Genomic DNA, 21,184 nt, shown 5'->3' with positions numbered 1-21,184 from the left:
CGAGCGAGGAGGGCGACGGATGCTGGAAGCGGTTCTCGCGATCGCCGCGTGGTGCGCGGGCGCGGTGCTCGTCGTCAGCGGTGCCCTGAAGCTCGGCCGCGCGGAGCGGTTCCGGGCGAGCCTCGAGGCGCTCGGGGTCCCCCTCCTCCTCCGGCGCCGCGGCTGGTTCGCGGCCGCCTTCCCCGTCGTCGAGATCGCGCTGGGCGCCGCGGTGGTGCTGGCGCCCGCTCCGGCGCACCGTGCCGCCCTCGTGCCGGTGGCGCTCCTCGACGCCGTGTTCCTCGTCGTCGCCGTCCGCGCGGTCCGCGCGGCGGAGGACGTCGACTGCGAGTGCTTCGGCGGGCTGGGCTCGGCGCGGATGACCGGACGCACCGTCGCGAGGAACGCGGTGCTGCTCGCGCTCGCGGTCGCCGGGGCGCTCGGCGGGCTCGCTCCGGCCGCGCTGCTCGGCGGCGGCGGTGCCTCGGCGGCGGCGTCCGGGCTCGCCGCCGCTCTCGCCGCGGTCTCGCTCGTGCTGGTGCGCGACCGCCGTGCGGCGTCGACGGCCGCTCGCGTCCGGGCGGCCGCCCGCCTGTCCGCAGCCGACAGGGAGTCCCCGCCGGGGCCCGCGCGCGAGGATGCCCTCTCGGCCGCCGACCTCTCGTTCGTCACGGTGGCCGGCGAGCTCCTGACGCTCGAGGAGCTGTCCCGCCCGGCGACGCACCTCGTCTTCTTCTCGCCCTCGTGCGCCGCCTGCCACGAGCTCGTCGAGCGCTTCCGCTGGTGGCCCCACGGCCTGCGCCCGGGCGAGGAGCTGCTGCCCGTCCTTCTCGGCCGCCGCGAGGACTTCGCGGTGCACGCCGTCTACGGGCCGCTCGTCGACCACGCCCTCTACGATCCGGAGGGCCGCGTCGCCGCCGTCCTCGGCCGAGCCGGGACGCCGGGGCACGTGCTGCTCACGCCCGAGCGTCCGCTCGGCGACGGCTGGACCTCGGGAGCCGCGTCGATCGAGGCGCGCGTGCTCCGGCCCGGGTTCCTCGCCGAGCTGCAGGCGGGCGGCCCGGACCCGGCTCCGGCGGCGGGCGGCGCGGTACCGGCGGGGTGACGACGGCCGGAGGGCGGAGCAGTGCCGCCGGGTCGACGACGACCGACCGACGGCGGCCGGGCTCAGCGGCGCTCGAACTCGCCGGACATCGAGCCGTGCACGGGGTGGGCGGGATCGTCACCGACGGCGCGGGAGGGATCGTCGATCTCGACGGCGCGGGACGGGGCCTCCTCGTCGCTCGCGTCGAGGCCGAAGCCGTCCTCGAGCAGCTCCTGGGCGATGCGGCTCGAGAGGCCGCTCCTCTCGCCCGGTCCGGGGTCGCTCTCCGGGTCGACGGGGGCGGCGAACGCCTGCTCGAGTCCGGACGCCGGCATTCCGGCGTCGTCGATCGAGTCGGCTCGTCCGTCGGAGGGTCCTCGTGCAGGTCTCGGCATGCGCCCGAGCGTAGAGGACGGGCCCCTGAAGGTCGACGCTCCGTCGCGCACTGCCTGGCCGCCTGCGCGCCGGGTCAGTCGTGCAGCGACCAGGAGTGAGGAGCGACCTGGACGCCGCCGACGGTCGCCGTCTGGTCGCCGATGTTCAGCGCGAGCCGCGCGGTGCGTCCCTCCGGGCCCTCCGCCACGAGCAGCACGGCGGTGTTGGAGAGGTCGACCGTGCGGGTGCTCGCGCCGACCAGCCACGGGTTCCGTCGGCGGAACGCGACGACCTCCTGGTGGGCCCGGTAGGCCTCCCCGCCCGGCCACTCGGCGGGATCGGCCGGGAACTCCGGGCGGATCGCGTCGTCGCCGCCGATCCGCTCCTCCTTGACGCCGCGCAGGCCCCGCTCGTCGCCGGAGTAGATGCTCGGCACGCCGGCGACGAAGCCGAGGATCGCCGTGGCGTGGCCGTGGTGGCGCTCGTCACTGACGGCGCTGGCGATCCGGGTCACGTCGTGGTTGCCGACGAAGGTCAGGGGCAGGAACTCGCGGACGAAGTCGTCGTGGCGCTTCAGGGACCAGGCCAACTCGAAGAGGTTCGCCTCCTCGAGGGAGTTGCGGACGGCCTTCCAGAGCTCGTACTGCGTGACCGAGTCGAGCCCCGACTCCCGCACGTAGCCGGTGTAGTCGCCGTGGATGACCTCGCCGACGAACCACGCGTCGGGGAAGCGCTGCCGCACCGGATCGATCGCCGCGCGCCAGGCCGCCGGCGCGACCGCGTACGCCGCGTCGAGCCGCCAGCCGTCGATGCCCCGCTCGAGCCAGTGCGCGAGCACGGAGGACACGTGCTCCGCGACCTCGGGGTTCCCGTTGTCGAGCTCGACCAGGGCGTCGTGCCCCTCGAACACGTCGACGCGGAGGCCGTCGACCTCCTGCGACCGCTCGCTGCGGGAGAAGCGCGCCGCCTCGGGGGAGCCCTCGCCGGCCGCGACGGCGGCACGCCACCAGGGGTGCTCCCGTCCCACGTGGTTGAAGACCCCGTCGAGCAGCACCCGGATCCCGCGCTCGCGGCACGCGGCGATCAGCGCGTCGAGGTCTGCCTCGTCGCCGAGGCGGGGATCGACCCGGAAGTGGTCGACCGTGTCGTAGCCGTGGGTGGAGGAGGCGAAGACCGGCCCCAGCAGCAGCCCGTTGCAGCCCAGCGCCAGCAGGTCGTCGAGCCAGGGGAGCAGGGCGCGGAGGCGGTGCTGCGGCTCGTCGTCCGGGCCCGGACCCTCCGAGGCGCTCGCTTCGGCGCCCGTGAAGCCGAGCGGGTAGACGTGCCACCAGATCGCCGTCGAGATCCAACCGTCCGTCTGAGCCATCGTGGCCGTCCTCCCGGCCCGCTCAGGCGCGGGCCGCCGTCACTGTAGCGAGGCGGGCTGGACCGGAGCCGCGCCCGCTCACGGGCCGGGCCGCAGGGCGGTGATCCAGGCCAGCACGGCCAGGCCCGCCCGCACGGAGGCGGGTGCCGTGACGGAGCAGACGAGCAGTGCGAGAGCCGCGCAGGCGAGCCCGGCCACCGCGCTCCTCCGCTCGCCCGCCCACCGCAGCGCCCGCACGGACGCGATCACCGCGGCGACCGCCACGGCGACGGCGGGGAGGGCCCAGAGCGGATGCACGGAGGACGCGAGCGCGAGCAGGCCCAGCGCGAGCGCGGCGAGGCCGGGCTCGTACGGCCGGCGGGCGGGAGGGTGCCGCCGGGGCGGCCTGGGGAGGGCCGCGTCGCCCGGAGCGGGTGGAGGGAGGAGTGCCGTCGTCGTCATGAGCCGATCCTCGTCAGGCGGCGGACTCTGCGGAGAGGCGATCGGCGGACCGGTGGACGAGAGGCGCCGAGCGCCTCCTGTGGAGGGACCGACCGGCGCGATCGGCGTCGTTCCGGGCGTCTCGGGGCCGGAATCGCCGGAGATCCGGGGCGGGGCTGGTAGGTTACCGACGGTCCGACCGGTTGAGGACGTCCGTCCCCGGCCGAGGACGATCCATCGAAACCAGCTGTTCCGACAGCGAGAACGTCCTGGGAGGACACTCCATGGCTGACAAGTCGCTCAACCGCACCGAGCTCGTCGCGAAGATCGCCGCCGACTCCGGCCAGAGCCAGGCCGCCGTCAACGGCGTCCTCGACTCGCTCTTCACCACCCTCGCCGACTCCGTGTCGAACGACGTGAAGGTCACCATCCCCGGCTGGATCGCCGTCGAGCGCACCTCCCGCGCCGCACGCACCGGCCGCAACCCGCAGACCGGCGAGACCATCCAGATCGCCGCCGGCCACTCGGTCAAGGTCTCCGCGGGCACCAAGCTCAAGGCCGCCGCGAAGTAGTCGCGCCCTCCGACACGGCCCCGGCACTGCGCCGGGGCCGTCGTCGTCCGCGGACGCGGCCGCCGATCGTCCGCGGACGCGGCTGCCGATCAGCCGCGGAACGTAGGCTGGACCGGTGAATCGAACCGTCCGGATCGTCGGCCCTGCGCTCGTGCTCGTCGCCGCAGCGCTCGTCGCCCTCCTCGCGGCCCTGGCCTTCGGCGGGGGAGCCGCAGCTCCGCTGCTGAACGATCCCGGCCCCGTGGTCCGGTACGGCCTCCCGATCGCCAAGCTGGCCGTCAATCTCGGCGCCGCGGGGATGATCGGCTCGCTCGTGCTGACGCTGTTCGCGCTGAGCCCCCGCGCCGCCGCCGCCCGCGAAGCCCGGTCCTCGTCCCGATCTTCGACCGCTCACGCCTCCTCGCGCGGCGGCCAGTCCTCGCGCGGCGGCCAGTCCTCCTCCCGCGCCGGATCGACGCGCACCGCGGTCGCCCCCGCGCGCCCCGCGCCCGGCGAGGCCGCGCCCGAGCCGCGCACCGAGTTCTCGATCGCCCTCGACGTCGCCGCCGCCAGCGCCGCCTTCTTCGCGGCGGCCAGCGCGGTGACCGGGTTCCTCACCTTCCTCAACGTCACGCAGACGCCACTGAGCCTCGATCGCGACTTCGGCACCAAGCTCAGCTACTTCATCGGCAGCATCGAGGTCGGCCAGGCCTGGCTCATCACGACCCTGCTCGCGGCCGTCGTCACCGTCCTCTGCTTCGCCGTCCGCAACCAGACCGCGCTCGTCTTCGTCACGGGCCTGGCCCTGCTCACGCTGCTGCCGATGGCGCAGCAGGGGCACGCGGCGGGAGCGAGCGGGCACGACGCCGCCGTCACGGCGCTGGGCCTGCACCTCGTCTTCGCGGCGATCTGGCTGGGCGGCCTCATCACCGTCATCGCCCTGCGGCCCCTGCTCGGCGGCTCCCGCCTGCTGCCCGTGATCGAGCGCTACTCCAGCCTCGCGCTCGTGAGCTTCGTCGTGGTCGCGGCGTCCGGCTACGTCAGCGCCGAGCTCCGGCTCGCCACTCTCGACAACCTGCTCACCGGCTACGGGATCCTCGTGCTGGTCAAGGTCGCGGCGCTGGTCGCGCTGGGCCTGTTCGGCGTGCTGCAGCGCCGCTACCTCATCGAGCGGATGCGGAAGGCCGGCGGCGTCGGCGGCCGCAGCTTCTGGTGGCTCGTCGGCGCCGAGATCGCCTTCATGGGGATCGCCTCCGGAGTCGCCGCGGCTCTCGCGCGCACCGCGACCCCGGTCGACCAGATCGCCGCGAGCCAGCTCACGGATCCGACCCCGGCTCAGCTGCTGACGGGCGAGCCCCTGCCGCCGCCCGCGAGCGCGATGAACTTCCTCACGCTCTGGAACATCGACCTGGTCTGGCTCCTGGTCTGCTCCTTCGCCATCGCGTTCTACGTCGCCGGAGTGGTGCGCCTGCACCGCCGCGGCGACCGCTGGCCCCTGCACCGCACGATCCTCTGGATCGCGGGCATGCTCCTCCTGGCCTACATCACGAACGGCGGGGTGAACGCGTACGAGAAGTACCTGTTCAGCGCCCACATGCTCTCGCACATGGTCCTCACCATGGCGGTGCCGCTGCTGCTCGTCCCGGCGGCACCGGTCACGCTCATCGCCCGCGCCGCCGCCCGCCGCACCGACGGCTCCCGCGGCGCCCGCGAGTGGGTGCTGCTCGCCGTGCACTCGCGCTTCGCCACCGCGATCTCGCACCCGATCGTCGCCGCGCTGCTGTTCGTCGGGTCGCTCTGGGGCTTCTACTACTCCCCGCTGTTCCGCTGGGCCACCACGGACCACATCGGCCACGAGTGGATGATCGTCCACTTCCTGATCACCGGCTACCTCTTCGTCAGCGTCCTGATCGGAGTGGACCCGAGCGTGCACCGCGTGCCCTACGCGATGCGCCTGCTGCTGCTGCTGGGCACCATGGCGTTCCACGCCTTCTTCGGCCTCGCACTGATGACGGGGGAGGGGCTGCTCCTCGCCGACTGGTACGGAGCGATGGGCTGGGGCACGTCCGCGCTCGCCGATCAGCAGGCGGCCGGCGGCATCGCGTGGAGCATCGGCGAGATCCCCACCCTCGCGCTCGCGATCGTCGTCGCGATGATGTGGAGCCGCTCCGACGCCCGCGAGACCAAGCGCCGCGACCGCCAGGCCGACCGCACCGGAGAGGCCGAGCTCACGGCCTACAACGACCGCCTGGCCGCCCTCCAGAAGCGCGGCTGATCCGCGCCCGGGCCCCGGGGTCCCGGCGGCCCGCGGGTACAGTGGAGCGGTGACTCAGCCGACCCTCTCCGACGAGCAGCAGCGGGTCTTCGACCTCATCGAGAACACGCGCGAGCACCTGTTCGTCACGGGTCGCGCGGGCACGGGCAAGTCCACCCTGCTCAACCACCTGAGCTGGAACACCGACAAGCAGATCGTCATCTGCGCCCCCACCGGCGTCGCGGCGCTGAACGTCGGCGGCCAGACCATCCACTCGCTCTTCCGACTGCCGATCGGCGTCATCGCCGACTCCGACCTCGACCAGCCGCCCGAGCTGCGCAAGCTCCTCAACACCATCGACACGCTCGTCATCGACGAGATCTCCATGGTCAACGCCGACCTGCTCGACGGGATCGACCGCAGCCTCCGGCAGGCGCGGCAGCGGCGCTCCGAGCCGTTCGGGGGCGTGCAGGTCGTCCTCTTCGGCGACCCGTTCCAGCTCGCACCCGTGCCCGGCGATCCGGAGGAGCGCGCCTACTTCGCCGACCGCTACCGCTCGCTGTGGTTCTTCGACGCCCTCGTCTGGCAGGAGGCGCCGCTGCGGATCGTCGAGCTCGGCCGGATCCACCGGCAGAGCGATGAGCGCTTCAAGTGGATGCTCAACGCGGTCCGCTTCGGCATGGTGACGAAGGAGATCGCCGACGTGCTGAACGCGGCGGGCGCGCGGACGCCTCCGGCCGACGACGCGATCACGCTCGCGACCCGCAACGACACGGTCAACCGCATCAACCAGGCGGCGCTCGCGCGGCTGAAGGGCCCGCTGAAGACCGCGTCGGCCGAGATCAGCGGCGACTTCGGCGGGCGCGCCTATCCAGCGGACCAGAACCTCGAGCTCAAGATCGGCGCGCACGTGATGTTCCTACGCAACGACTCCGAGCAGCGCTGGGTGAACGGCACGATCGGCCGGGTGACGAAGGTCGCGGGGACGGTGTGGGTCGAGGTGGACGGCGAGGTCCACGAGGTCGAGCCCGCGACCTGGGAGCGCTACCGCTACTCCTACTCCGCCGCGACGAAGAAGCTCACCCGCGAGATCGTCGCCGAGTTCGCGCAGTTCCCGCTCCGCCTGGCGTGGGCGGTCACGATCCACAAGTCGCAGGGCAAGACCTACGACTCCGCCGTGGTCGACCTCGGGCAGCGCGCCTTCGCCCCCGGGCAGACCTACGTGGCGCTCAGCCGCATCACGAGCCTCGAGGGGCTCTACCTGACGAGGCCGCTCCGGCCGAGCGACATCATCGTCGACAAGGACGTGCTGCGCTTCATGTCCGAACGGCGAGCCGAGCCGGCCGCCGTCGCGGAGGCGTCCGCGGACTGACGCCCCGCGGAGGACGTGGGAGCAGGGGCCTCAGGCCGCCGCGCAGGTCCGGGCGAGATCGCGGAACAGCTCCGTCGTCAGCCGGTACGCCTCCGCGACCTCCGCGATGACCCGCTCGCGCTCCTCCTCGTCCCAGCCCGCGGCGTCGAGCTGCTCGCGGTAGGTGGCGCGGAAGGCCGACGGTGCGGCGATCTCGCCGAAGAGGAAGAAGCCGACGCCGTTGGTCTCGAAGCCGAACCGCCGCTGCAGCAGCCCGCGGACGATCGCGCAGCCGGAGAGGTCGCCGAGGTAGCGCGTGTAGTGGTGGGCGACGAAGCCGCCGCTCCAGCCCGCGGCCACGGTGCGGATCCGGTCGACGTAGGCGCTGGTCGAGGGCAGCGGGCGGATGCGCTCCCGCCAGTCCTCACCGACGAGGAAGCGCAGGTCCTCCGCGATCGCGGGGAGCCGGGTGAGCTTGGCCGAGAGGAAGGGCTCCGCGACCGGATCGCCGGCCATGTCCTCCGCCACGGCCTCGAGGGCCTCGTAGACGAAGTAGTGCTGCGAGATGAGCGCGATGTAGTCGTCGCGGCTGCCGGAGCCGGTCATCAGCGAGGTCATGAAGGCGGCGCCCTCGTCGTCCGCGCCGGACTGCCCGATGCGCAGGCGCAGGGCCTCGGAGAACGGGATGACGTTCGACACGGTGGCCTCCCTCGGCGACTTAGGTCTGCCTTACCTTAGCCGAGCGGAGCCGCTGGGACCAGAGGCGTCAGTGCCCGTGTCCGCCGTCGACGACGGAGTGCATCATCCCGCCCATGTCGCCCGTACCGCCCGAGGAGGCGGCCATGGCGGGGGTGGCGAGGGCGGAGACGGCGAGCGCGCCGGCCAGGAGTCCGACGAGAGCTCGCGACGGCGAGACGGCCTTCTCCTCGACGCGCGGAGAGCGGAGCGAGACGGCCACCACGGCGACCGCGATCAGCTGGAGGACCGCGGCGGCCAGCGCGGGGAGGGGCTCGGCGAGTGCGCCGAGGGCCAGAGCGAGGGCGAACGCCGCCAGGGAGGCGACCGCGACGACCAGCGCGGAGCGCGGCACGACGATCCGGCCGCGTGCCAAAACGAGGACCGCCCAGAGGATCTCGACGGCACCGAGCACCCCGATCACCGGGGCCTGCACGCCCTCGCCGCCGGCGGCGAGCGAGAGGTGGACGAGCCCGGCGCCGAGTCCGGCGAAAGCGGCGTTGCAGCGGGCCACGGTGGTCATGGCGGCTCCTTCGCTGGATCGGGGAAGAAGAGGAGGCCCCGGATCGACACACCGCATCGTGTCGTCCGGGGCCGTTCAGTCCGTCCGCCGCGGAAAACGGCGGGCCCACGGCGGACGGAGTAGAGGGGGGCGGCGGGTGCCGCCCGGGTCAGGCGGTCGCGGCGGTGCGCGTCCTCGCCGTCTTCTCGGTGCCGAGTCCGACTCCCAGGAGCACCAGCGCGCTGGCCAGGTGCAGGAAGTGGTCGGCGGTGTTCAGCGCCAGCACGTTCAGGGCGGTGTCGACCAGGAAGAAGCCGACGATGCCGAGCAGCAGGTACACCGCTCCGACGGTCACGTTGACGGTCTTCGCCGCGGCGACGGTCGACAGGCCCGCGATCAGCAGCGCGCCTCCGATGAGCAGGTGGGCGATGTTGTGCAACGGGTTCACCTCGAAGATGCCGAGCAGGAGCCCGCCTTCGGTCGAGAGGAACTGCACGCCTCCGGTCACGACGAAGCCGAGGAGCCCGACGACGACGTAGACGGCTCCGAAGAGAGTCGCCAGCAGTCGATTGGGGGATCTGCGCATGGTCTCTTACCTCCTTCGAGCAGCGCCTCTGCGCTGTACTCCCTCTCTTCGTAACCCGGCGCCTGCCGGTTTGGGAACGGGGTGGACTCCGCCGGTCACGGTCAGGACACGAATCGCGATCGCGCGCTCAGCGGCCCTCTCCGGCCCGACGGAGCCCCCGTACAGTGGTGCCGTTCGCAGACGACGGGGGAGTCGCACGGCATGGGATCTCGCAGACGGACGCGGACGGGACTGCTCGTCGTCCCGGTCCTCGTGCTCGCACTGGCCGGCTGCACGCCCGCCGCCGCCTCGCGCGTGGCGGAGGCGCCCGCGCAGGCGGCGTCGGAGGAGCTCGCCTCCGCCCTGTCGGGGTTCCTCGACGAGACGGTCGGCGTCGCCGGCGCGACCGGAGCGGTCGCCGGGGTCTGGTCGCCGTGGGGCGGCAGCTGGGAGGGCGCAGTCGGCTGGGAGTCGGACGAGCGCACCACCGCCCTCACCACCGACGCGCACCTGCGGCTCGGCACCGGCGGCACCGAGGCGATGACCTGCGACGTGGTCCTCGCCCTCGCCGACTCCGGCCGGGTCGACCTCGACGCCGACGTCGGCGAGACGCTGCGCTCCCTGCCCGGCATCGACGGCCTCACGCTGCGCGAGCTCTGCGCGCACACCTCCGGCCTGGCCGACTTCCGCTCGGCGCTCTGGCCGACCGTGCTCCAGAACCCGCCGCGGCAGTGGCCGACGCTCGAGCTGCTCGCCGCGGCCCAGGTGCGCGGCGCCTCAGCCGAGCCCGGAGCGGCGTGGTCCGACTCCGCCACCGGTCCGCTGCTCGCCGGCATCGTCGCCGCGCAGGTGACCGGTCGGAGCATCGGGGAGCTCTACGACCAGTACGTGGTGCCGCGGTACGGGCTGCGCAGCACGGAGCTGCCCGGCGCCTCCGAGGTCGATCTGCCCGCTCCGTCCCCCCGCGGCTACGCGGTCGCGCTGGACCCGGCGACCGGGGAGAAGCGCTGCGACGTGCGACTCGACGTCACCGCCGCGTCCCCGTCCGCCCTCGGCGCCGCCGGCGGAGCGCTGACCGATCTGGAGGACCTCCGGCGGCTGGCGACGGGTCTCGCGGCCGATCCCGCGGGCGACGCCATGTGGCAGGACCCGGTCGTCCAGGGCCAGGGCCGCGCCGACTACCTCCGCGCCGGGCTCGGCGGGCACGAGGCGGGACCCCTCCGCGGCTTCTCGGGTCTCGCGCCCGGCTTCGTCACCGCGGCCTACTCCGACCCGGTCTCGGGCCTGACCGTGGCCGTCTCGATCAACAGCTCGACGCCCGGCGGCGACTTCGCCGCGACGGTCGCCCGCACCCTGGCCGCCATCGCGGTCGAGCAGGGAGCCGCGACGGGAGCCGAGGGCCTGCCCCGGCTCCCGTGGACGGCCGACGGCGAGCGCGGCGCCGTGCAGGGGACCCCGACGCGCTGCTGATCCGGCGGCGCTCTACTCTGGTGCCATGCCGATCACTCCCGACACCAAGGACTGGACCTGGGTCCTCGAGCGCCCCTGCCTCGAGTGCGGTTTCGACGCCTCGCTCGTCGACGCCGACGAGGTCGCCGAGCTCATCCGCGAGAACGCCGCCGCCTGGCCCTACGTGCTCGACCGCGACGACGCGGCGGGCCGGCCCGACGACGAGACCTGGTCGCCGCTCGAGTACGCCGCGCACGTGCGCGACGTGCACCGCATCTACCGCACCCGCGTGCAGCTGATGCTCGCCGGCGACGACCCGCTCTACCCCAACTGGGACCAGGACGTCACCGCCGTGGAGGAGCGCTACGACCAGCAGGACCCCGCGACGGTCGGCCGCGAGCTGGTCGAGGCGGCCGATCGCATCGCCGAGGTGTTCGACTCCGTCGCCGGCGCCCAGTGGCAGCGTCGAGGCCGCCGCAGCGACGGCGCGGCGTTCACGGTCGACACGATCGCCCGCTACTACCTGCACGACGTCCAGCACCACCTGCACGACGTGCAGGGCTGAGCTCAGGTGTCGATGAGCTGCGGATTGAGGAACGAGAGCGTCCTCGCGTAGGCGAGCGCCGCAGAGGCGGGGCTGACCGCGTCGCGCAGGTTGCCGTTCGCGAAGTGCCGCTGCGTGTCCGGGTAGGTGTGCGCCGTGACCGGCGTCCCCGACTCCTTCAGCCGCCCGACGAACGACTCCGGGTCGTCGCCCGCGGGCCACTCGTCGCTCTGCGCGTAGTGCAGGAGGGTGGGGCACGGGACCAGCACGTGCTCCTCCGCACCGAGGGTGGCGTAGTACGCGACCACCGCGTCCACGAGCCCGGTGCCCGCGGCGAGCAGCCCGAGGCGGCCGCCGAAGCCGAAGCCGATGACGGCGCTGCGCGGCGCCCCGGCCGCGACTCCGGTGCCGACCGCCTCGGCGACGGCGGCGAGGGTGCGGTCCTGCGCGGCCATCGCGGCGAGGTCGCGCGCGTCCTCCGGGGCGAGCGTGGCCCAGCCGTCGTAGAGGTCGGGCACGAGCACGTGGTAGCCGTGCTTCGCAACGGCCTCGGCGAACGGCTCCAGCCACGGCAGGCGCCCGAAGACGTCGTGCAGCACGACCACCACGGGCCGGCCGGGGTGCCCGTACTCGAGGGCGACGCCCGGCGACGGGATCTGGACGAGCTCTGTCACCCCTCCACCCTGCCCTCTGCGTCCCGCGATCCCGCGCGCTGCCACTGATCCGCCCGGCGTGTCGCGTCGGAACGCCGCTCGGGCGCCTCACCGCTCCGCGCGGCCGTGCGGCTCCAGCGGCAGGACGACCTGCTCGCGCAGGTGCTCGTAGACGACCGAGGTGCGCACGTCGGCGACCTCGCGGCGCTGCGTCAGCTCGTCGATGACGAAGGCGTAGAGGTCCTGGTTGTCGCGGACGGCGACGTGGATGATGAAGTCCTCCGAGCCGGAGGTGACGAACACGCCGACCGTCTCGTCGAGGCCGGCGACCCAGTCGCGGAAGGCCTCGATGATCTCGCGCGACGGCGGACGGATGCGGACCGCGATCAGCGCCTGCACGCCGCGCCCTAGGGCCGCGAAGTCGAGGGTGAGCGTCGCGCCGGTGATGACGCCGCGGCGCCGGAGGCTCCTCGTGCGGTCGAGGGCGGTGGTGGGCGAGACGTGCACGGCGGCTGCGAGGTCCCGGTTCGTGATCCGTGCCTCCGACTGCAGGACCTGCAGGATCCGGACGTCGAGTTCGTCGAGTGCCGCTCCTGGGCCGTTCTGCTGGTCGTTCATACGGAGATCCTGCCGCAGGGGACCCCTCCTGCCTACTCTTCGTGACGTCACTTCGCACGAACCGAGGAGCAGCATGACCATCCCCGCCCCCGACGCCGTCGGCTTCCACCCCGACGAGATCGACACCGCCGCGCCCACCCGCTCGGCCCGCCTCAAGTGGGTGGTCGTCGTCGACGAGTCCCTCCCCGCCGGTCGCGCCGTGAACGCCGCGATCTGCGTGGGCGCCGCGACGGCCGCGCACGTCGCGGGACTGCTCGGACCGAGCCCCGCCGACGCGTCCGGATCGCTGCATCCCGGTCTGCCGTGGGCCGGCTGCACGGTCCTCGCCGCCGACGCGGCCACCCTGCTCGCGATCCGCGAGAAGGCCGAGGCGCACGACGGGACGTTCGTCGCCGACATGCCCGCGTCGGCGCAGGCCACCCGGGTGTACGACGAGTACCGGGAGGCGGTGGCGGCGAGCGGCTCCGACGAGCTGCAGTACCTCGCGGTCAGCCTGGTGGGGCCGAGGAACCGGATCGACAGGATCGTCGGGCGGCTGCCGCTGCTGGGCTGACGGACACCGCGGGGCTGCCGGACGCCGCTGCGCTGACGGACGCCGCTGCAGCGCCGGAGGAGGAGCCGCTCGCGTCGGGCCGGAGGAGGAGCCGCTCGCGTCGGGCCGGAGGACCGGCCGCAGACGAGGGGAGAGGAGAGCGAGTGACGGGAATCGAACCCGCGCCATCTGCTTGGGAAGCAGAAGTTCTACCATTGAACTACACTCGCGCGGCGCCGCTCGGGCGCACCAGGACATCGTAGCAAGGCCCGGAGCCGGCCCACGCCCCGGGGTCGCGCCACGCCCTAGGATCGCAGCGTGCTCCTCTCCGACCGCGACATCTCGCTCGAACTCGCCTCCGGCCGCGTGGGGCTCGCCCCGCACGATCCGTCGATGCTGCAGCCGTCGTCCGTCGATGTGCGCCTCGACCGCTTCTTCCGGTTGTTCGACAACCACCGCTACCCGTACATCGATCCGGCCGAGGACCAGCCCGAGCTGACCCGCCTGGTCGAGACGCCGCAGGGCGAGCCGTTCATCCTCCACCCGGGAGAGTTCGTGCTCGGCTCGACCTACGAGGAGGTGTCGCTGCCGGACGACATCGCGGCGCGCCTCGAGGGCAAGAGCTCTCTCGGACGGCTCGGGCTGCTGACCCACTCGACCGCCGGGTTCATCGATCCGGGCTTCACCGGCCACGTCACCCTCGAGCTCAGCAACGTCGCGACGCTCCCCATCACGCTCTGGCCGGGGATGAAGATCGGCCAGATGTGCTTCTTCCGCCTCAGCTCGCCCGCCGAGAAGCCCTACGGCTCGGCGGAGTACAGCTCGCGGTACCAGGGCCAGCGCGGTCCGACCGCGTCGCGGTCGGCGCTCAACTTCCACCGCACGGACGTCTACACCGACTGACGCCGGCGCAGGGATCAGGGCGTGGGGGTCAGCCCAGCAGGCGGGGGAGCTGCAGCACGAGCCAGGGGGAGAATGCCCAGGGGGTCGAGCGGACGGCGGCGAGCGTCGCCTCGGCGTCGACCCACTCGTAGTCCATGACCTCGTCGAGGCGCGGATCGAGGGCGTCGCGGCTCGACAGCGTCGCCGTGTAGACGGGGCAGATCTCGTTCTCGACGACGCCGGACGCGTCGACCGCGCGGTAGCGGAAGTCCGGCAGGGCGACCTCCAGAGTGGCCAGTCGGGCGCCGAGCTCGCGCTCGGCCCGGCGGACGACGGCGTCCTCGATCCGCTCGCCCGGGGCGGGGTGCCCGCAGAAGGAGTTGGTCCAGACGCCCGGCCAGGTGCGCTTCTCGAGCGCGCGGCGGGTCACCAGCAGCGCGCCGTCCGGGGAGAAGACGTGGCAGGAGAACGCGAGGTGCAGGGGGGTGGCCGTGTCGTGCACGGTCGCCTTGTCGGCGACCCCCACGGCGTTCCCGGCCTCGTCGAGGAGGACCACCTGCTCGATCCGGTCCGTCTGCACAGTGGCGGCTGGCGAAGTCATACCCGCAAGTCAAGCACGCCGCAACACATCAGCCGGCTTATCGTCCTGGTTCTCCCCTTTGTTAGCCTTCCCACGTGGATACGCGCGACCCCGTGGTTCTGTCCCGGTTGAGGCAGGAGCACGTCGATGCCGTCCTGGACAGGTTCTTCTCGTTGGCGAGGTCCCGGGCGGTGCGTCTCGGACCCCGCTACCTGACCCTCTGGCAGACGCTGGAGGCCAACACCCGCGGCGGCAAGCGCTTCCGCCCGCTGATGGTGATCTCGGCGTACGAGGCCCACGGCGGCCAGGATCCGGAGGCCGCCGCCCATCTCGGCGCGGCGTTCGAGCTGTTGCACACCGCGCTGATCGTGCACGACGACGTGATCGACCGCGACTTCGTGCGCCGCGGCGGCCCGAACGTCTCGGGCAGCTACCGCGACGAGGCGACGACCGCGGGCCTCTCCATCCCGATCGCCGAGCACCGCGGCACCTCGGTGGCCGTGATCGCCGGGGACCTCGCCCTCACCGGCGCCCACCGCCTCGTCGAGGGCGTCGGCGCCTCCGACGGCGTGCGGGCCCGCCTGCTCACCCTGCTCGACGAGGCCGTCTTCGCCTCCGCCGCGGGCGAGCTGGCCGACGTGGACTTCTCCCTCATGCCGGGCATGCCCTCGGTCGACGAGGTGCTCGAGATGGAGCGCCTCAAGACGGCCGTCTACTCCTTCGAGGCGCCGCTGCAGGCCGGAGCGATCCTCGCCGGGGCCTCGGACGCCGCGGTGGACGCGCTCGGCGAGTTCGGCCGCTGGATCGGCATCGCCTACCAGATCGTCGACGACCTGCTCGGCGTCTTCGGCTCGGAGGGGCAGACCGGCAAGACCACGCTGGGCGACCTCCGCGAGGGCAAGCGCACCGTCCTCATCGCCCATGCGGCCGGCACGGACTGCTGGCCCGACATCGAGGCGCTGATCGGCGACGAGCACCTCGCGCCCGAGACCGCGGAGAAGGTGCGCGGCATCCTCGAGGAGTGCGGCGCCCGCAGCTACGCCGAGGGGCTCGCGAACCAGTTCGCCGATCGCGCCTGGGCGGCTCTGGAGACCCCCGCGGTGTCGGAGGCCTTCCGCAACGAGGTCCGCCCGCTCGTGGCCAGCGTGGTCGGGCGCACCCGATGAGCGCTGTCCGCCACGCGCGGATGCGCGCGACGATGCGCTCCGCCCGGCCGAGCCCCCGTACGGTGGCACGATGAGCCGCCAGAGCGAACTGTACGACCGCGTCGCGCACGAGTCGTCCGCGCAGGTGATCCGCCGCTACTCCACCTCCTTCGGGCTGGCCACTCGCCTGCTCGCCCCGGGCGTCCGCGAGCGGGTGGAGGACGTCTACGCCCTCGTGCGCGTCGCCGACGAGATCGTCGACGGCGTCGCCGCGGAGGCCCGTCTCGACCGGGCCGCGGTGGAGGAGTCCCTCGACGCCTTCGAGGCCGAGACCGAGCGCGCGCTCGCCTCCGGCTACAGCTCCAACCTCGTGATCCACGCCTTCGCGCGGACCGCGCGGGCGACCGGATTCGGCACCGAGCTCACCCGGCCGTTCTTCGCGTCGATGCGCGCCGACCTCCGCGAGACCGAGCACACCCCCGAGTCCTTCGAGGCCTACGTCTACGGCTCCGCCGAGGTCGTCGGGCTGATGTGCCTGCACGTGTTCCTCGCGGCGCCGGACGCGGGCCTCGTCTCCGAGGCCGCCCGCGCGCGGCTCGTGGCCGGAGCGCGCCGCCTGGGCGCCGCGTTCCAGAAGGTCAACTTCCTCCGCGATCTCGCCGCCGACGTCGACGGCCTCGGCCGCAGCTACTTCCCCGGAGTCGACCCGCGGGCGTTCTCCGAGCGCGACAAGGCCTCGCTGCTCGCCGACCTCGACGACGACCTCGCCGAAGCCGCCGCCATCGTGCCCGAGCTCCCGCGCTCGAGCCGGCGCGCGGTCCTGCTCGCCCACTCCCTCTTCGCCGCCCTGGCCGACCGGATCCGCGCGACGCCCGCCGAGGAGCTCCTCCGCGCCCGCGTCAGCGTGCCCACGGCCGCCAAGGCGGCGCTCGCGGCGAAGGCGGCCGTGTCGACGCTGGGCCCGCGCCTGGGCCCCGGCCCCGTCCGCGCGACCCGCTCGAGGACCGGCCCGCACCGCGCCGTCGTCATCGGCGGCGGGATCGGCGGGCTCGCCTCCGCCGCGCTGCTCGCGCGCGACGGCTACGACGTGACCCTCCTGGAGGCGCGCGAGGCCGTCGGCGGCCGCGCCGGCTCGTGGGAGCACGAGGGCTTCCGCTTCGACACCGGTCCCTCCTGGTACCTCATGCCCGAGGTGTTCGACCACTTCTTCCGCCTCATGGGCACCAGCGCCGAGGAGCGCCTCGACCTCGTCACGCTCGACCCCGGCTACCGGGTCTACAGCGAGGGCGTCGACGAGCCGATCGACGTGCTCGCCGACCTCGAGTCGAACCTCGCGCTCTTCGAGAGCATCGAGCCCGGAGCGGGCGAGCGGATGCGCGCGTACCTCGACTCCGCGCGCGACACCTACGAGATGGCCAAGCGCCGCTTCCTCTACACGAGCTTCTCGTCCTTCCTCCCGCTGCTGCGCCGCGACGTGCTCAGCCGGACCGGGAAGCTCGGCCGCCTGCTGCTCACTCCGCTCGACACGTTCGCGGCGACGGCGGTCACCGACAACCGGCTGCGCCAGATCCTCGGCTACCCGGCCGTCTTCCTCGGCTCCTCGCCGTTCGCCGCGCCGAGCATGTACCACCTGATGAGCCACCTCGACCTCGCCGACGGGGTGCTCTACCCGATGGGCGGATTCACGAAGCTGATCGAGGCGGTCGCCGACGTCGCCGAGGAGGCCGGCGTCACCGTCCGCACGTCCTCGCCCGCGACGCGGATCCTCACCGCGCGCTCGCCCCGCGGCGGACGCCGCGGCGCCGAGGTCGTCGGAGTCGAGTTCACGGGCCCCGACGGCACGGAGCGGATCCCCGCCGACCTGGTCGTCAACGCCTCCGACCTCTTCACCACCGAGCAGTCGCTCCTCCCCGAGGAGCTGCGGACCTACCCGCCCGCCTACTGGGAGAAGCGCGAGCCCGGCCCGAGCGCCGTCCTCGTCCTCCTGGGCGTGCGCGGGGAGCTGCCCGAGCTCGAGCACCACACCCTGCTCTTCACGAAGGACTGGCGCGACAACTTCGACAAGATCTTCGGCGAGCACCCGACCGTGCCCGACCCCGCGTCGATCTACGTCTGCCGCCCGAGCGCGACCGATGCGAGCACGGCTCCAGAGGGGCACGAGAACCTGTTCGTGCTCGTGCCGATCCCGGCCGACACCTCGATCGGCCACGGCGGAGTCGACGGCGCGGGCGACGCGCGCGTCGAGGCCATCGCCGACCAGGCCATCGCGCAGATCGCGTCCTGGACCGGCGCGACCGACCTGGCCGAGCGGATCGTCGTCCGCCGCACCATCGGCCCGGCCGACTTCGAGAGCGACCTCGGCGCCTGGCGCGGCTCGATGCTCGGACCGGCCCACGTCCTCTCGCAGAGCGCCTTCTTCCGCGCCGGGAACGTCAGCAGGCACGTCGACGGACTGCTCTTCGCCGGCAGCTCCACGATCCCCGGCATCGGCCTGCCGATGTGCATCATCAGCGCCGAGGTCATGCTCAAGCGCGTGCGCGGCGACGTGTCGACCGAGCCGCTGCCCGTGCGGGAGGCGCCGTCCGCTCCGGTCGCGCCCGTCGCCGTGGGGGAGTAGGCGTGGGGATCCTCTACCTGCTCGCGCTCCTCGTCTCGATCACCGGGATGATCGTGCTCGACCGCCGCTTCCGGCTGTTCTTCTGGGCGGACGCGCGACGCGCGGCGATCGTGCTGCCCGTGGGAGTCGCGTTCTTCCTGGTCTGGGACCTCGTGGGGATCGGCCTGGGCGTCTTCTTCCGCGGCGAGACCTCCTACATGACCGGCCTGCAGATCGCGCCGGAGCTCCCGGTCGAGGAGGTCCTCTTCCTCACCCTGCTCTGCTACCTGACGATGGACGTGCACGGCTTCCTCTCGCAGCGGGTCGCCCGGCGGGCGGAGGCGCGCGCGTGACCTACCTCCTCCTCAATGCCGTGTTCCTCGCGGTGGTGCTGGTGCTGCTGCTGCTCGCGCTGCGCCGACGCGTCCTGCGCCTGCCCGCCGTCCTCGGCACCCTCGCCGTGCTGCTGGTGATGACCGCCGTGTTCGACAACATCATGATCGGAGTGGGCCTGCTGGTCGCCTACGACGACGACCTGATCTCGGGCATCCGGATCGGTGTCGCTCCGATCGAGGACTTCGCCTACGCGATCGCCGCGGCCCTCGCCCTCCCGGCGCTCTGGGTGCTCCTGCCCTCGCGTCGTCGGAGCGAGCCGTGAACCGGCTGCGCGCGCTGTTCGTCTCGAGCCGCCCGCTGAGCTGGGTCAACACCGCCTACCCGTTCGCGGCGGCGTACCTGCTGACCACCCGCGAGATCGACCTCGCCTTCGTGCTCGGCACGATCTACTTCCTCATCCCCTACAACCTCGCGATGTACGGGATCAACGACGTCTTCGACTACGAGTCCGACCTGCGGAACCCCCGCAAGGGCGGCGTCGAGGGCGCCGTGCTCGACCGGAGCGAGCACCGCGCGACGCTGATCGCGGCGGTGGCCACGAACGTGCCGTTCCTGGTGGCGCTCGTGCTGCTCGGGTCACCGGTCTCGTGGCTGGTCCTCGCGATCAGCGTCTTCGCCGTGATCGCCTACAGTGCGCCGGGGCTCCGCTTCAAGGAGCGCCCGTTCGTCGACTCGCTGACCTCGGCGACCCACTTCGTCAGCCCGGCCGTCTACGGGATCGCCCTCGCGGGCACCGTGGTCACCGGACCTCTGGTGGCGCTGCTCGTGGCGTTCTTCCTCTGGGGGATCGCGAGCCACGCCTTCGGCGCGGTGCAGGACATCCTGGCCGACCGCGCGGGCGGCATCGGCTCGATCGCGACCGTGATCGGAGCGAAGGCGACCACGCGCTTCGCCATCGCCGCCTACGTCGCGAGCGGCCTGCTCCTGCTCCTGCTGCCCTGGCCGGGGACCCTCGCGGCGATCCTCGCGGTGCCGTACGCGGTGAGCATCTGGCCGTACCGGTCGCTCGAGGACGCCGAGGCGGAGCGGGCGAACGCGGGCTGGAAGCGCTTCCTCGCGCTGAACTTCCTGACCGGCTTCCTCGTCACGCTCCTGCTGATCGTGTTCTGGATCGCCACGGTCTGATCCGCGGCCGGCGGCGCGCGGGGAGGGGCCTCGCCCGCGTCTCCCGCGGGACGGGCCTCGTCAGTCCCGGCGGGCGGGCGGAGCGAGCCGCGGCTCCGGCACGACGGGGGCGGTGGCCGGCGGGCGGCGCACCGGCAGGAGCAGCACCAGCCCCACGGCGAGGACGAGGACGAGCCCGAGGATGCCCCAGTACTGCACGTTCGCCTCGCCGCTGCCCGAGACGGCCGCGGCGATCGAGACGGCGGCTGCGAAGGCGGCGGGCGCGAGGAACGAGGCCGCCCGCCCGGTGGTCGCGTAGAGGCCGAAGATCTCGCCCTCGCGTCCCTCCGGGATGAGGCGGGCCAGGTAGCTGCGGCTCGCCGACTGCGCCGGGCCGACGAACAGGCACAGCAGCAGGCCGAAGATCCAGAACACCGTGCTCCCCCCGTCGTGCAGGACGAAGACGGCGGTGCCGCAGACGACCAGGCCGATGAGCGAGGCGACGATCACGGCCTTGGGGCCGATGCGGTCGTCGAGCGCGCCGACCGAGATGGTCGCCACTCCGGCCACGACGTTCGCGGCGATGGCGAACAGGATCACCTCGCCGGCGTCGAAGCCGAAGGTGCCCTGCGCCAGCACGCCGCCGAAGGTGAAGACCCCGGTGAGCCCGTCGCGGAACACCGCGCTGGCGATGAGGAAGGCCACGGTGCTGCGGCTCTCGCGCCAGAGGGCGGCGACCTGCGCGAAGAGCGCGCGGTAGGAGGCGATCACGCCGACGCGCTCCGCCCGGCTCGCGCGCGCCGGCGTCTCCGGCACCGCGACCAGCACAGGGAGGGCGAAGACGGCGAACCACACGCCGGCGACCAGGATCGAGACGCGCACGTCGAGGCCGTCGTCCCCCGTCACTCCGAAGAGCCCGACCTCGGGCGAGATGAAGCCGAAGTACACGATCAGCAGCAGGACGATCCCGCCGACGTAGCCCATGCCCCACCCGAAGCCGGAGACGCGGCCGATGGTCGCCCGGGTCGAGACCTGGAGGAGCATCGCGTTGTAGTTGACGCTCGCGAACTCGAAGAAGACCGTGCCGACCGCGAGCAGTCCGAGTCCCAGCCAGAGGAGGGCCGGGTCGGGGCGCACGAGGAACATCAGCAGGATGCAGAGGACGACGACGGCGGAGTGGATCCCGAGCCAGAGCCGGCGGCGCCCGCCGAGGTCGGCCCGGCGGCCGGTGATCGGCGCGATCACGGCGACGACCACGCCGGCGGCGGCGAGGGACCAGCCGAGCGCGGCCGAGACTCCGCTCGAAGTGCCGAAGAGCCCGTCGGTGGTCAGGTAGACGGTGAAGACGAAGGTGGTCACCACCGCGTTGAAGGCCGATCCGCCCCAGTCCCACAGGCCCCAGGCGAGGACGGGCCAGCGGCCGGTGCGCGTCGTCATGGGCCCACCGTAGGGGGAGGAGGTGAACGGCCGGAAGCGGCGGGACCCGCGAGTCTGAGAGTTGAG

Annotated in this window: 23 protein-coding genes and 1 tRNA gene; 13 read left to right on the top strand and 11 right to left on the bottom strand. The window is 73.1% G+C overall.

Translation table 11 applies throughout. The features are described 5' to 3' along the window. The first annotated feature begins 19 nt into the window (after positions 1-19). Positions 20-1,084 (top strand): MauE/DoxX family redox-associated membrane protein, encoded by a 1,065-nt coding sequence (locus C5C49_RS05505; RefSeq protein WP_104345625.1) that lies wholly within the window; start codon positions 20-22, stop codon positions 1,082-1,084. A 62-nt stretch (positions 1,085-1,146) separates the two neighbouring features. Here the strand turns inward: C5C49_RS05505 and C5C49_RS05500 are convergent, their stop codons facing one another. The 3 genes from C5C49_RS05500 to C5C49_RS05490 all read right to left on the bottom strand — a co-directional run bounded on the left by C5C49_RS05500 (position 1,147) and on the right by C5C49_RS05490 (position 3,245). Then, positions 1,147-1,458 (bottom strand): hypothetical protein, encoded by a 312-nt coding sequence (locus C5C49_RS05500; RefSeq protein ID WP_146078496.1) that lies wholly within the window; start codon positions 1,456-1,458, stop codon positions 1,147-1,149. A 74-nt stretch (positions 1,459-1,532) separates the two neighbouring features. Then, on the bottom strand, positions 1,533-2,804 hold the full coding sequence (locus C5C49_RS05495) for an alpha-amylase family glycosyl hydrolase (RefSeq protein ID WP_104345624.1): 1,272 nt from the start codon (positions 2,802-2,804) through the stop codon (positions 1,533-1,535). Between the two features lie 78 nt (positions 2,805-2,882). Next, on the bottom strand, positions 2,883-3,245 hold the full coding sequence (locus C5C49_RS05490) for a hypothetical protein (protein ID WP_104345623.1): 363 nt from the start codon (positions 3,243-3,245) through the stop codon (positions 2,883-2,885). Positions 3,246-3,508: 263 nt separating this feature from the next. On the opposite strand from C5C49_RS05490, the gene C5C49_RS05485 reads away from it, so the two are divergent. The 3 genes from C5C49_RS05485 (at position 3,509) to C5C49_RS05475 (ending at position 7,401) form a co-directional block, all read left to right on the top strand. Further along, entirely contained in the window at positions 3,509-3,796 is a 288-nt protein-coding gene (locus C5C49_RS05485; RefSeq protein ID WP_056037903.1) for an HU family DNA-binding protein, read from the top strand. Positions 3,797-3,911: 115 nt separating this feature from the next. After that, the gene (locus tag C5C49_RS05480) at positions 3,912-6,050 is read left to right on the top strand and encodes a bifunctional copper resistance protein CopD/cytochrome c oxidase assembly protein (RefSeq protein WP_258068391.1); all 2,139 of its coding nucleotides are present in this window, start codon (positions 3,912-3,914) and stop codon (positions 6,048-6,050) included. A gap of 49 nt (positions 6,051-6,099) precedes the next feature. Next, positions 6,100-7,401: an ATP-dependent RecD-like DNA helicase gene (locus C5C49_RS05475; protein ID WP_104222908.1), complete on the top strand. Its 1,302-nt coding sequence runs from the start codon at positions 6,100-6,102 to the stop codon at positions 7,399-7,401. Positions 7,402-7,431: 30 nt separating this feature from the next. On the opposite strand, the gene C5C49_RS05470 is transcribed toward C5C49_RS05475, so the two are convergent. The 3 genes from C5C49_RS05470 to C5C49_RS05460 form a co-directional block, all read right to left on the bottom strand. Beyond that, a complete protein-coding gene (locus C5C49_RS05470; protein ID WP_104246937.1) occupies positions 7,432-8,079 on the bottom strand; it encodes a heme oxygenase (biliverdin-producing) in 648 nt (215 codons plus the stop codon). Between the two features lie 67 nt (positions 8,080-8,146). Beyond that, complete coding sequence (locus C5C49_RS05465; protein WP_104345622.1) at positions 8,147-8,638, bottom strand: hypothetical protein; 492 nt, start codon at positions 8,636-8,638, stop codon at positions 8,147-8,149. Between the two features lie 148 nt (positions 8,639-8,786). Next, a complete protein-coding gene (locus C5C49_RS05460) occupies positions 8,787-9,203 on the bottom strand; it encodes a DUF4383 domain-containing protein (protein ID WP_104246935.1) in 417 nt (138 codons plus the stop codon). Between the two features lie 201 nt (positions 9,204-9,404). Here C5C49_RS05460 and C5C49_RS05455 point away from each other — a divergent pair, with 201 nt between their 5' ends. Next, on the top strand, positions 9,405-10,652 hold the full coding sequence (locus C5C49_RS05455) for a serine hydrolase (protein ID WP_104267178.1): 1,248 nt from the start codon (positions 9,405-9,407) through the stop codon (positions 10,650-10,652). Positions 10,653-10,677: 25 nt separating this feature from the next. After that, positions 10,678-11,196: a DinB family protein gene (locus C5C49_RS05450; RefSeq protein WP_104345621.1), complete on the top strand. Its 519-nt coding sequence runs from the start codon at positions 10,678-10,680 to the stop codon at positions 11,194-11,196. Positions 11,197-11,198: 2 nt separating this feature from the next. Here C5C49_RS05450 and C5C49_RS05445 read toward each other — a convergent pair whose 3' ends face one another. Then, a complete protein-coding gene (locus tag C5C49_RS05445; protein WP_104237610.1) occupies positions 11,199-11,849 on the bottom strand; it encodes a dienelactone hydrolase family protein in 651 nt (216 codons plus the stop codon). Positions 11,850-11,936: 87 nt separating this feature from the next. Continuing rightward, on the bottom strand, positions 11,937-12,446 hold the full coding sequence (locus C5C49_RS05440) for an Lrp/AsnC family transcriptional regulator (RefSeq protein ID WP_104345620.1): 510 nt from the start codon (positions 12,444-12,446) through the stop codon (positions 11,937-11,939). A 73-nt stretch (positions 12,447-12,519) separates the two neighbouring features. On the opposite strand from C5C49_RS05440, the gene C5C49_RS05435 reads away from it, so the two are divergent. Continuing rightward, a complete protein-coding gene (locus C5C49_RS05435; protein WP_104345619.1) occupies positions 12,520-12,999 on the top strand; it encodes a DUF2000 domain-containing protein in 480 nt (159 codons plus the stop codon). Between the two features lie 138 nt (positions 13,000-13,137). Here the strand turns inward: C5C49_RS05435 and C5C49_RS05430 are convergent. Further along, positions 13,138-13,208 (bottom strand) — tRNA-Gly (locus C5C49_RS05430). An 88-nt stretch (positions 13,209-13,296) separates the two neighbouring features. Between C5C49_RS05430 and dcd the strand changes: the two genes are divergently transcribed. Beyond that, positions 13,297-13,881: a dCTP deaminase gene (gene dcd / locus C5C49_RS05425; protein WP_104222898.1), complete on the top strand. Its 585-nt coding sequence runs from the start codon at positions 13,297-13,299 to the stop codon at positions 13,879-13,881. A gap of 28 nt (positions 13,882-13,909) precedes the next feature. Here the strand turns inward: dcd and idi are convergent, their stop codons facing one another. Further along, on the bottom strand, positions 13,910-14,461 hold the full coding sequence (gene idi / locus C5C49_RS05420; protein ID WP_104222897.1) for an isopentenyl-diphosphate Delta-isomerase: 552 nt from the start codon (positions 14,459-14,461) through the stop codon (positions 13,910-13,912). Between the two features lie 170 nt (positions 14,462-14,631). On the opposite strand from idi, the gene C5C49_RS05415 reads away from it, so the two are divergent. The 5 genes from C5C49_RS05415 (at position 14,632) to C5C49_RS05395 (ending at position 19,702) form a co-directional block, all read left to right on the top strand. Beyond that, positions 14,632-15,606 carry a polyprenyl synthetase family protein gene (locus C5C49_RS05415; protein ID WP_244229492.1) on the top strand — a complete coding sequence of 325 codons (975 nt, stop codon included), beginning with the start codon at positions 14,632-14,634 and terminating at the stop codon, positions 15,604-15,606. A 70-nt stretch (positions 15,607-15,676) separates the two neighbouring features. Continuing rightward, positions 15,677-18,202 (top strand): phytoene desaturase family protein, encoded by a 2,526-nt coding sequence (gene crtI, locus C5C49_RS05410; RefSeq protein WP_104345618.1) that lies wholly within the window; start codon positions 15,677-15,679, stop codon positions 18,200-18,202. 2 nt (positions 18,203-18,204) lie between these two features. Further along, positions 18,205-18,534, top strand: a complete 330-nt coding sequence (locus tag C5C49_RS05405) for a lycopene cyclase domain-containing protein (RefSeq protein WP_104222894.1) — start codon at positions 18,205-18,207, stop codon at positions 18,532-18,534. Continuing rightward, complete coding sequence (locus C5C49_RS05400) at positions 18,531-18,839, top strand: lycopene cyclase domain-containing protein (protein WP_104222893.1); 309 nt, start codon at positions 18,531-18,533, stop codon at positions 18,837-18,839. The genes C5C49_RS05405 and C5C49_RS05400 overlap by 4 nt, the downstream gene beginning before the upstream one ends. Further along, positions 18,836-19,702 (top strand): prenyltransferase, encoded by an 867-nt coding sequence (locus tag C5C49_RS05395; protein WP_104222892.1) that lies wholly within the window; start codon positions 18,836-18,838, stop codon positions 19,700-19,702. Before C5C49_RS05400 ends, C5C49_RS05395 begins: the two co-directional genes overlap by 4 nt. A 60-nt stretch (positions 19,703-19,762) precedes the next feature. Here the strand turns inward: C5C49_RS05395 and C5C49_RS05390 are convergent, their stop codons facing one another. Further along, a complete protein-coding gene (locus C5C49_RS05390) occupies positions 19,763-21,118 on the bottom strand; it encodes an MFS transporter (protein WP_104226134.1) in 1,356 nt (451 codons plus the stop codon). Between the last annotated feature and the right edge of the window lie 66 nt (positions 21,119-21,184).

Source organism: Rathayibacter sp. AY1E2 (assembly GCF_002932325.1).
GTDB lineage: Bacteria > Actinomycetota > Actinomycetes > Actinomycetales > Microbacteriaceae > Rathayibacter.
The sequence above is the reverse complement of the archived record's forward strand: the minus strand, read 5'-3'. Positions and strand labels throughout refer to the sequence as shown.

What these genes read in the sequence shown, in the direction of transcription:
- C5C49_RS05490 (WP_104345623.1), bottom strand. Translation starts at nt 3,245, where the DNA reads ATGACGACGACGGCACTCCTCCCTCCACCCGCTCCGGGCGACGCGGCC.
- C5C49_RS05495 (WP_104345624.1), bottom strand. Translation starts at nt 2,804, where the DNA reads ATGGCTCAGACGGACGGTTGGATCTCGACGGCGATCTGGTGGCACGTC.
- C5C49_RS05390 (WP_104226134.1), bottom strand. Translation starts at nt 21,118, where the DNA reads ATGACGACGCGCACCGGCCGCTGGCCCGTCCTCGCCTGGGGCCTGTGG.
- C5C49_RS05460 (WP_104246935.1), bottom strand. Translation starts at nt 9,203, where the DNA reads ATGCGCAGATCCCCCAATCGACTGCTGGCGACTCTCTTCGGAGCCGTC.
- C5C49_RS05435 (WP_104345619.1), top strand. Translation starts at nt 12,520, where the DNA reads ATGACCATCCCCGCCCCCGACGCCGTCGGCTTCCACCCCGACGAGATC.
- C5C49_RS05485 (WP_056037903.1), top strand. Translation starts at nt 3,509, where the DNA reads ATGGCTGACAAGTCGCTCAACCGCACCGAGCTCGTCGCGAAGATCGCC.
- C5C49_RS05440 (WP_104345620.1), bottom strand. Translation starts at nt 12,446, where the DNA reads ATGAACGACCAGCAGAACGGCCCAGGAGCGGCACTCGACGAACTCGAC.
- C5C49_RS05455 (WP_104267178.1), top strand. Translation starts at nt 9,405, where the DNA reads ATGGGATCTCGCAGACGGACGCGGACGGGACTGCTCGTCGTCCCGGTC.
- C5C49_RS05450 (WP_104345621.1), top strand. Translation starts at nt 10,678, where the DNA reads ATGCCGATCACTCCCGACACCAAGGACTGGACCTGGGTCCTCGAGCGC.
- crtI (WP_104345618.1), top strand. Translation starts at nt 15,677, where the DNA reads ATGAGCCGCCAGAGCGAACTGTACGACCGCGTCGCGCACGAGTCGTCC.
- C5C49_RS05465 (WP_104345622.1), bottom strand. Translation starts at nt 8,638, where the DNA reads ATGACCACCGTGGCCCGCTGCAACGCCGCTTTCGCCGGACTCGGCGCC.
- C5C49_RS05505 (WP_104345625.1), top strand. Translation starts at nt 20, where the DNA reads ATGCTGGAAGCGGTTCTCGCGATCGCCGCGTGGTGCGCGGGCGCGGTG.
- C5C49_RS05500 (WP_146078496.1), bottom strand. Translation starts at nt 1,458, where the DNA reads ATGCCGAGACCTGCACGAGGACCCTCCGACGGACGAGCCGACTCGATC.
- idi (WP_104222897.1), bottom strand. Translation starts at nt 14,461, where the DNA reads ATGACTTCGCCAGCCGCCACTGTGCAGACGGACCGGATCGAGCAGGTG.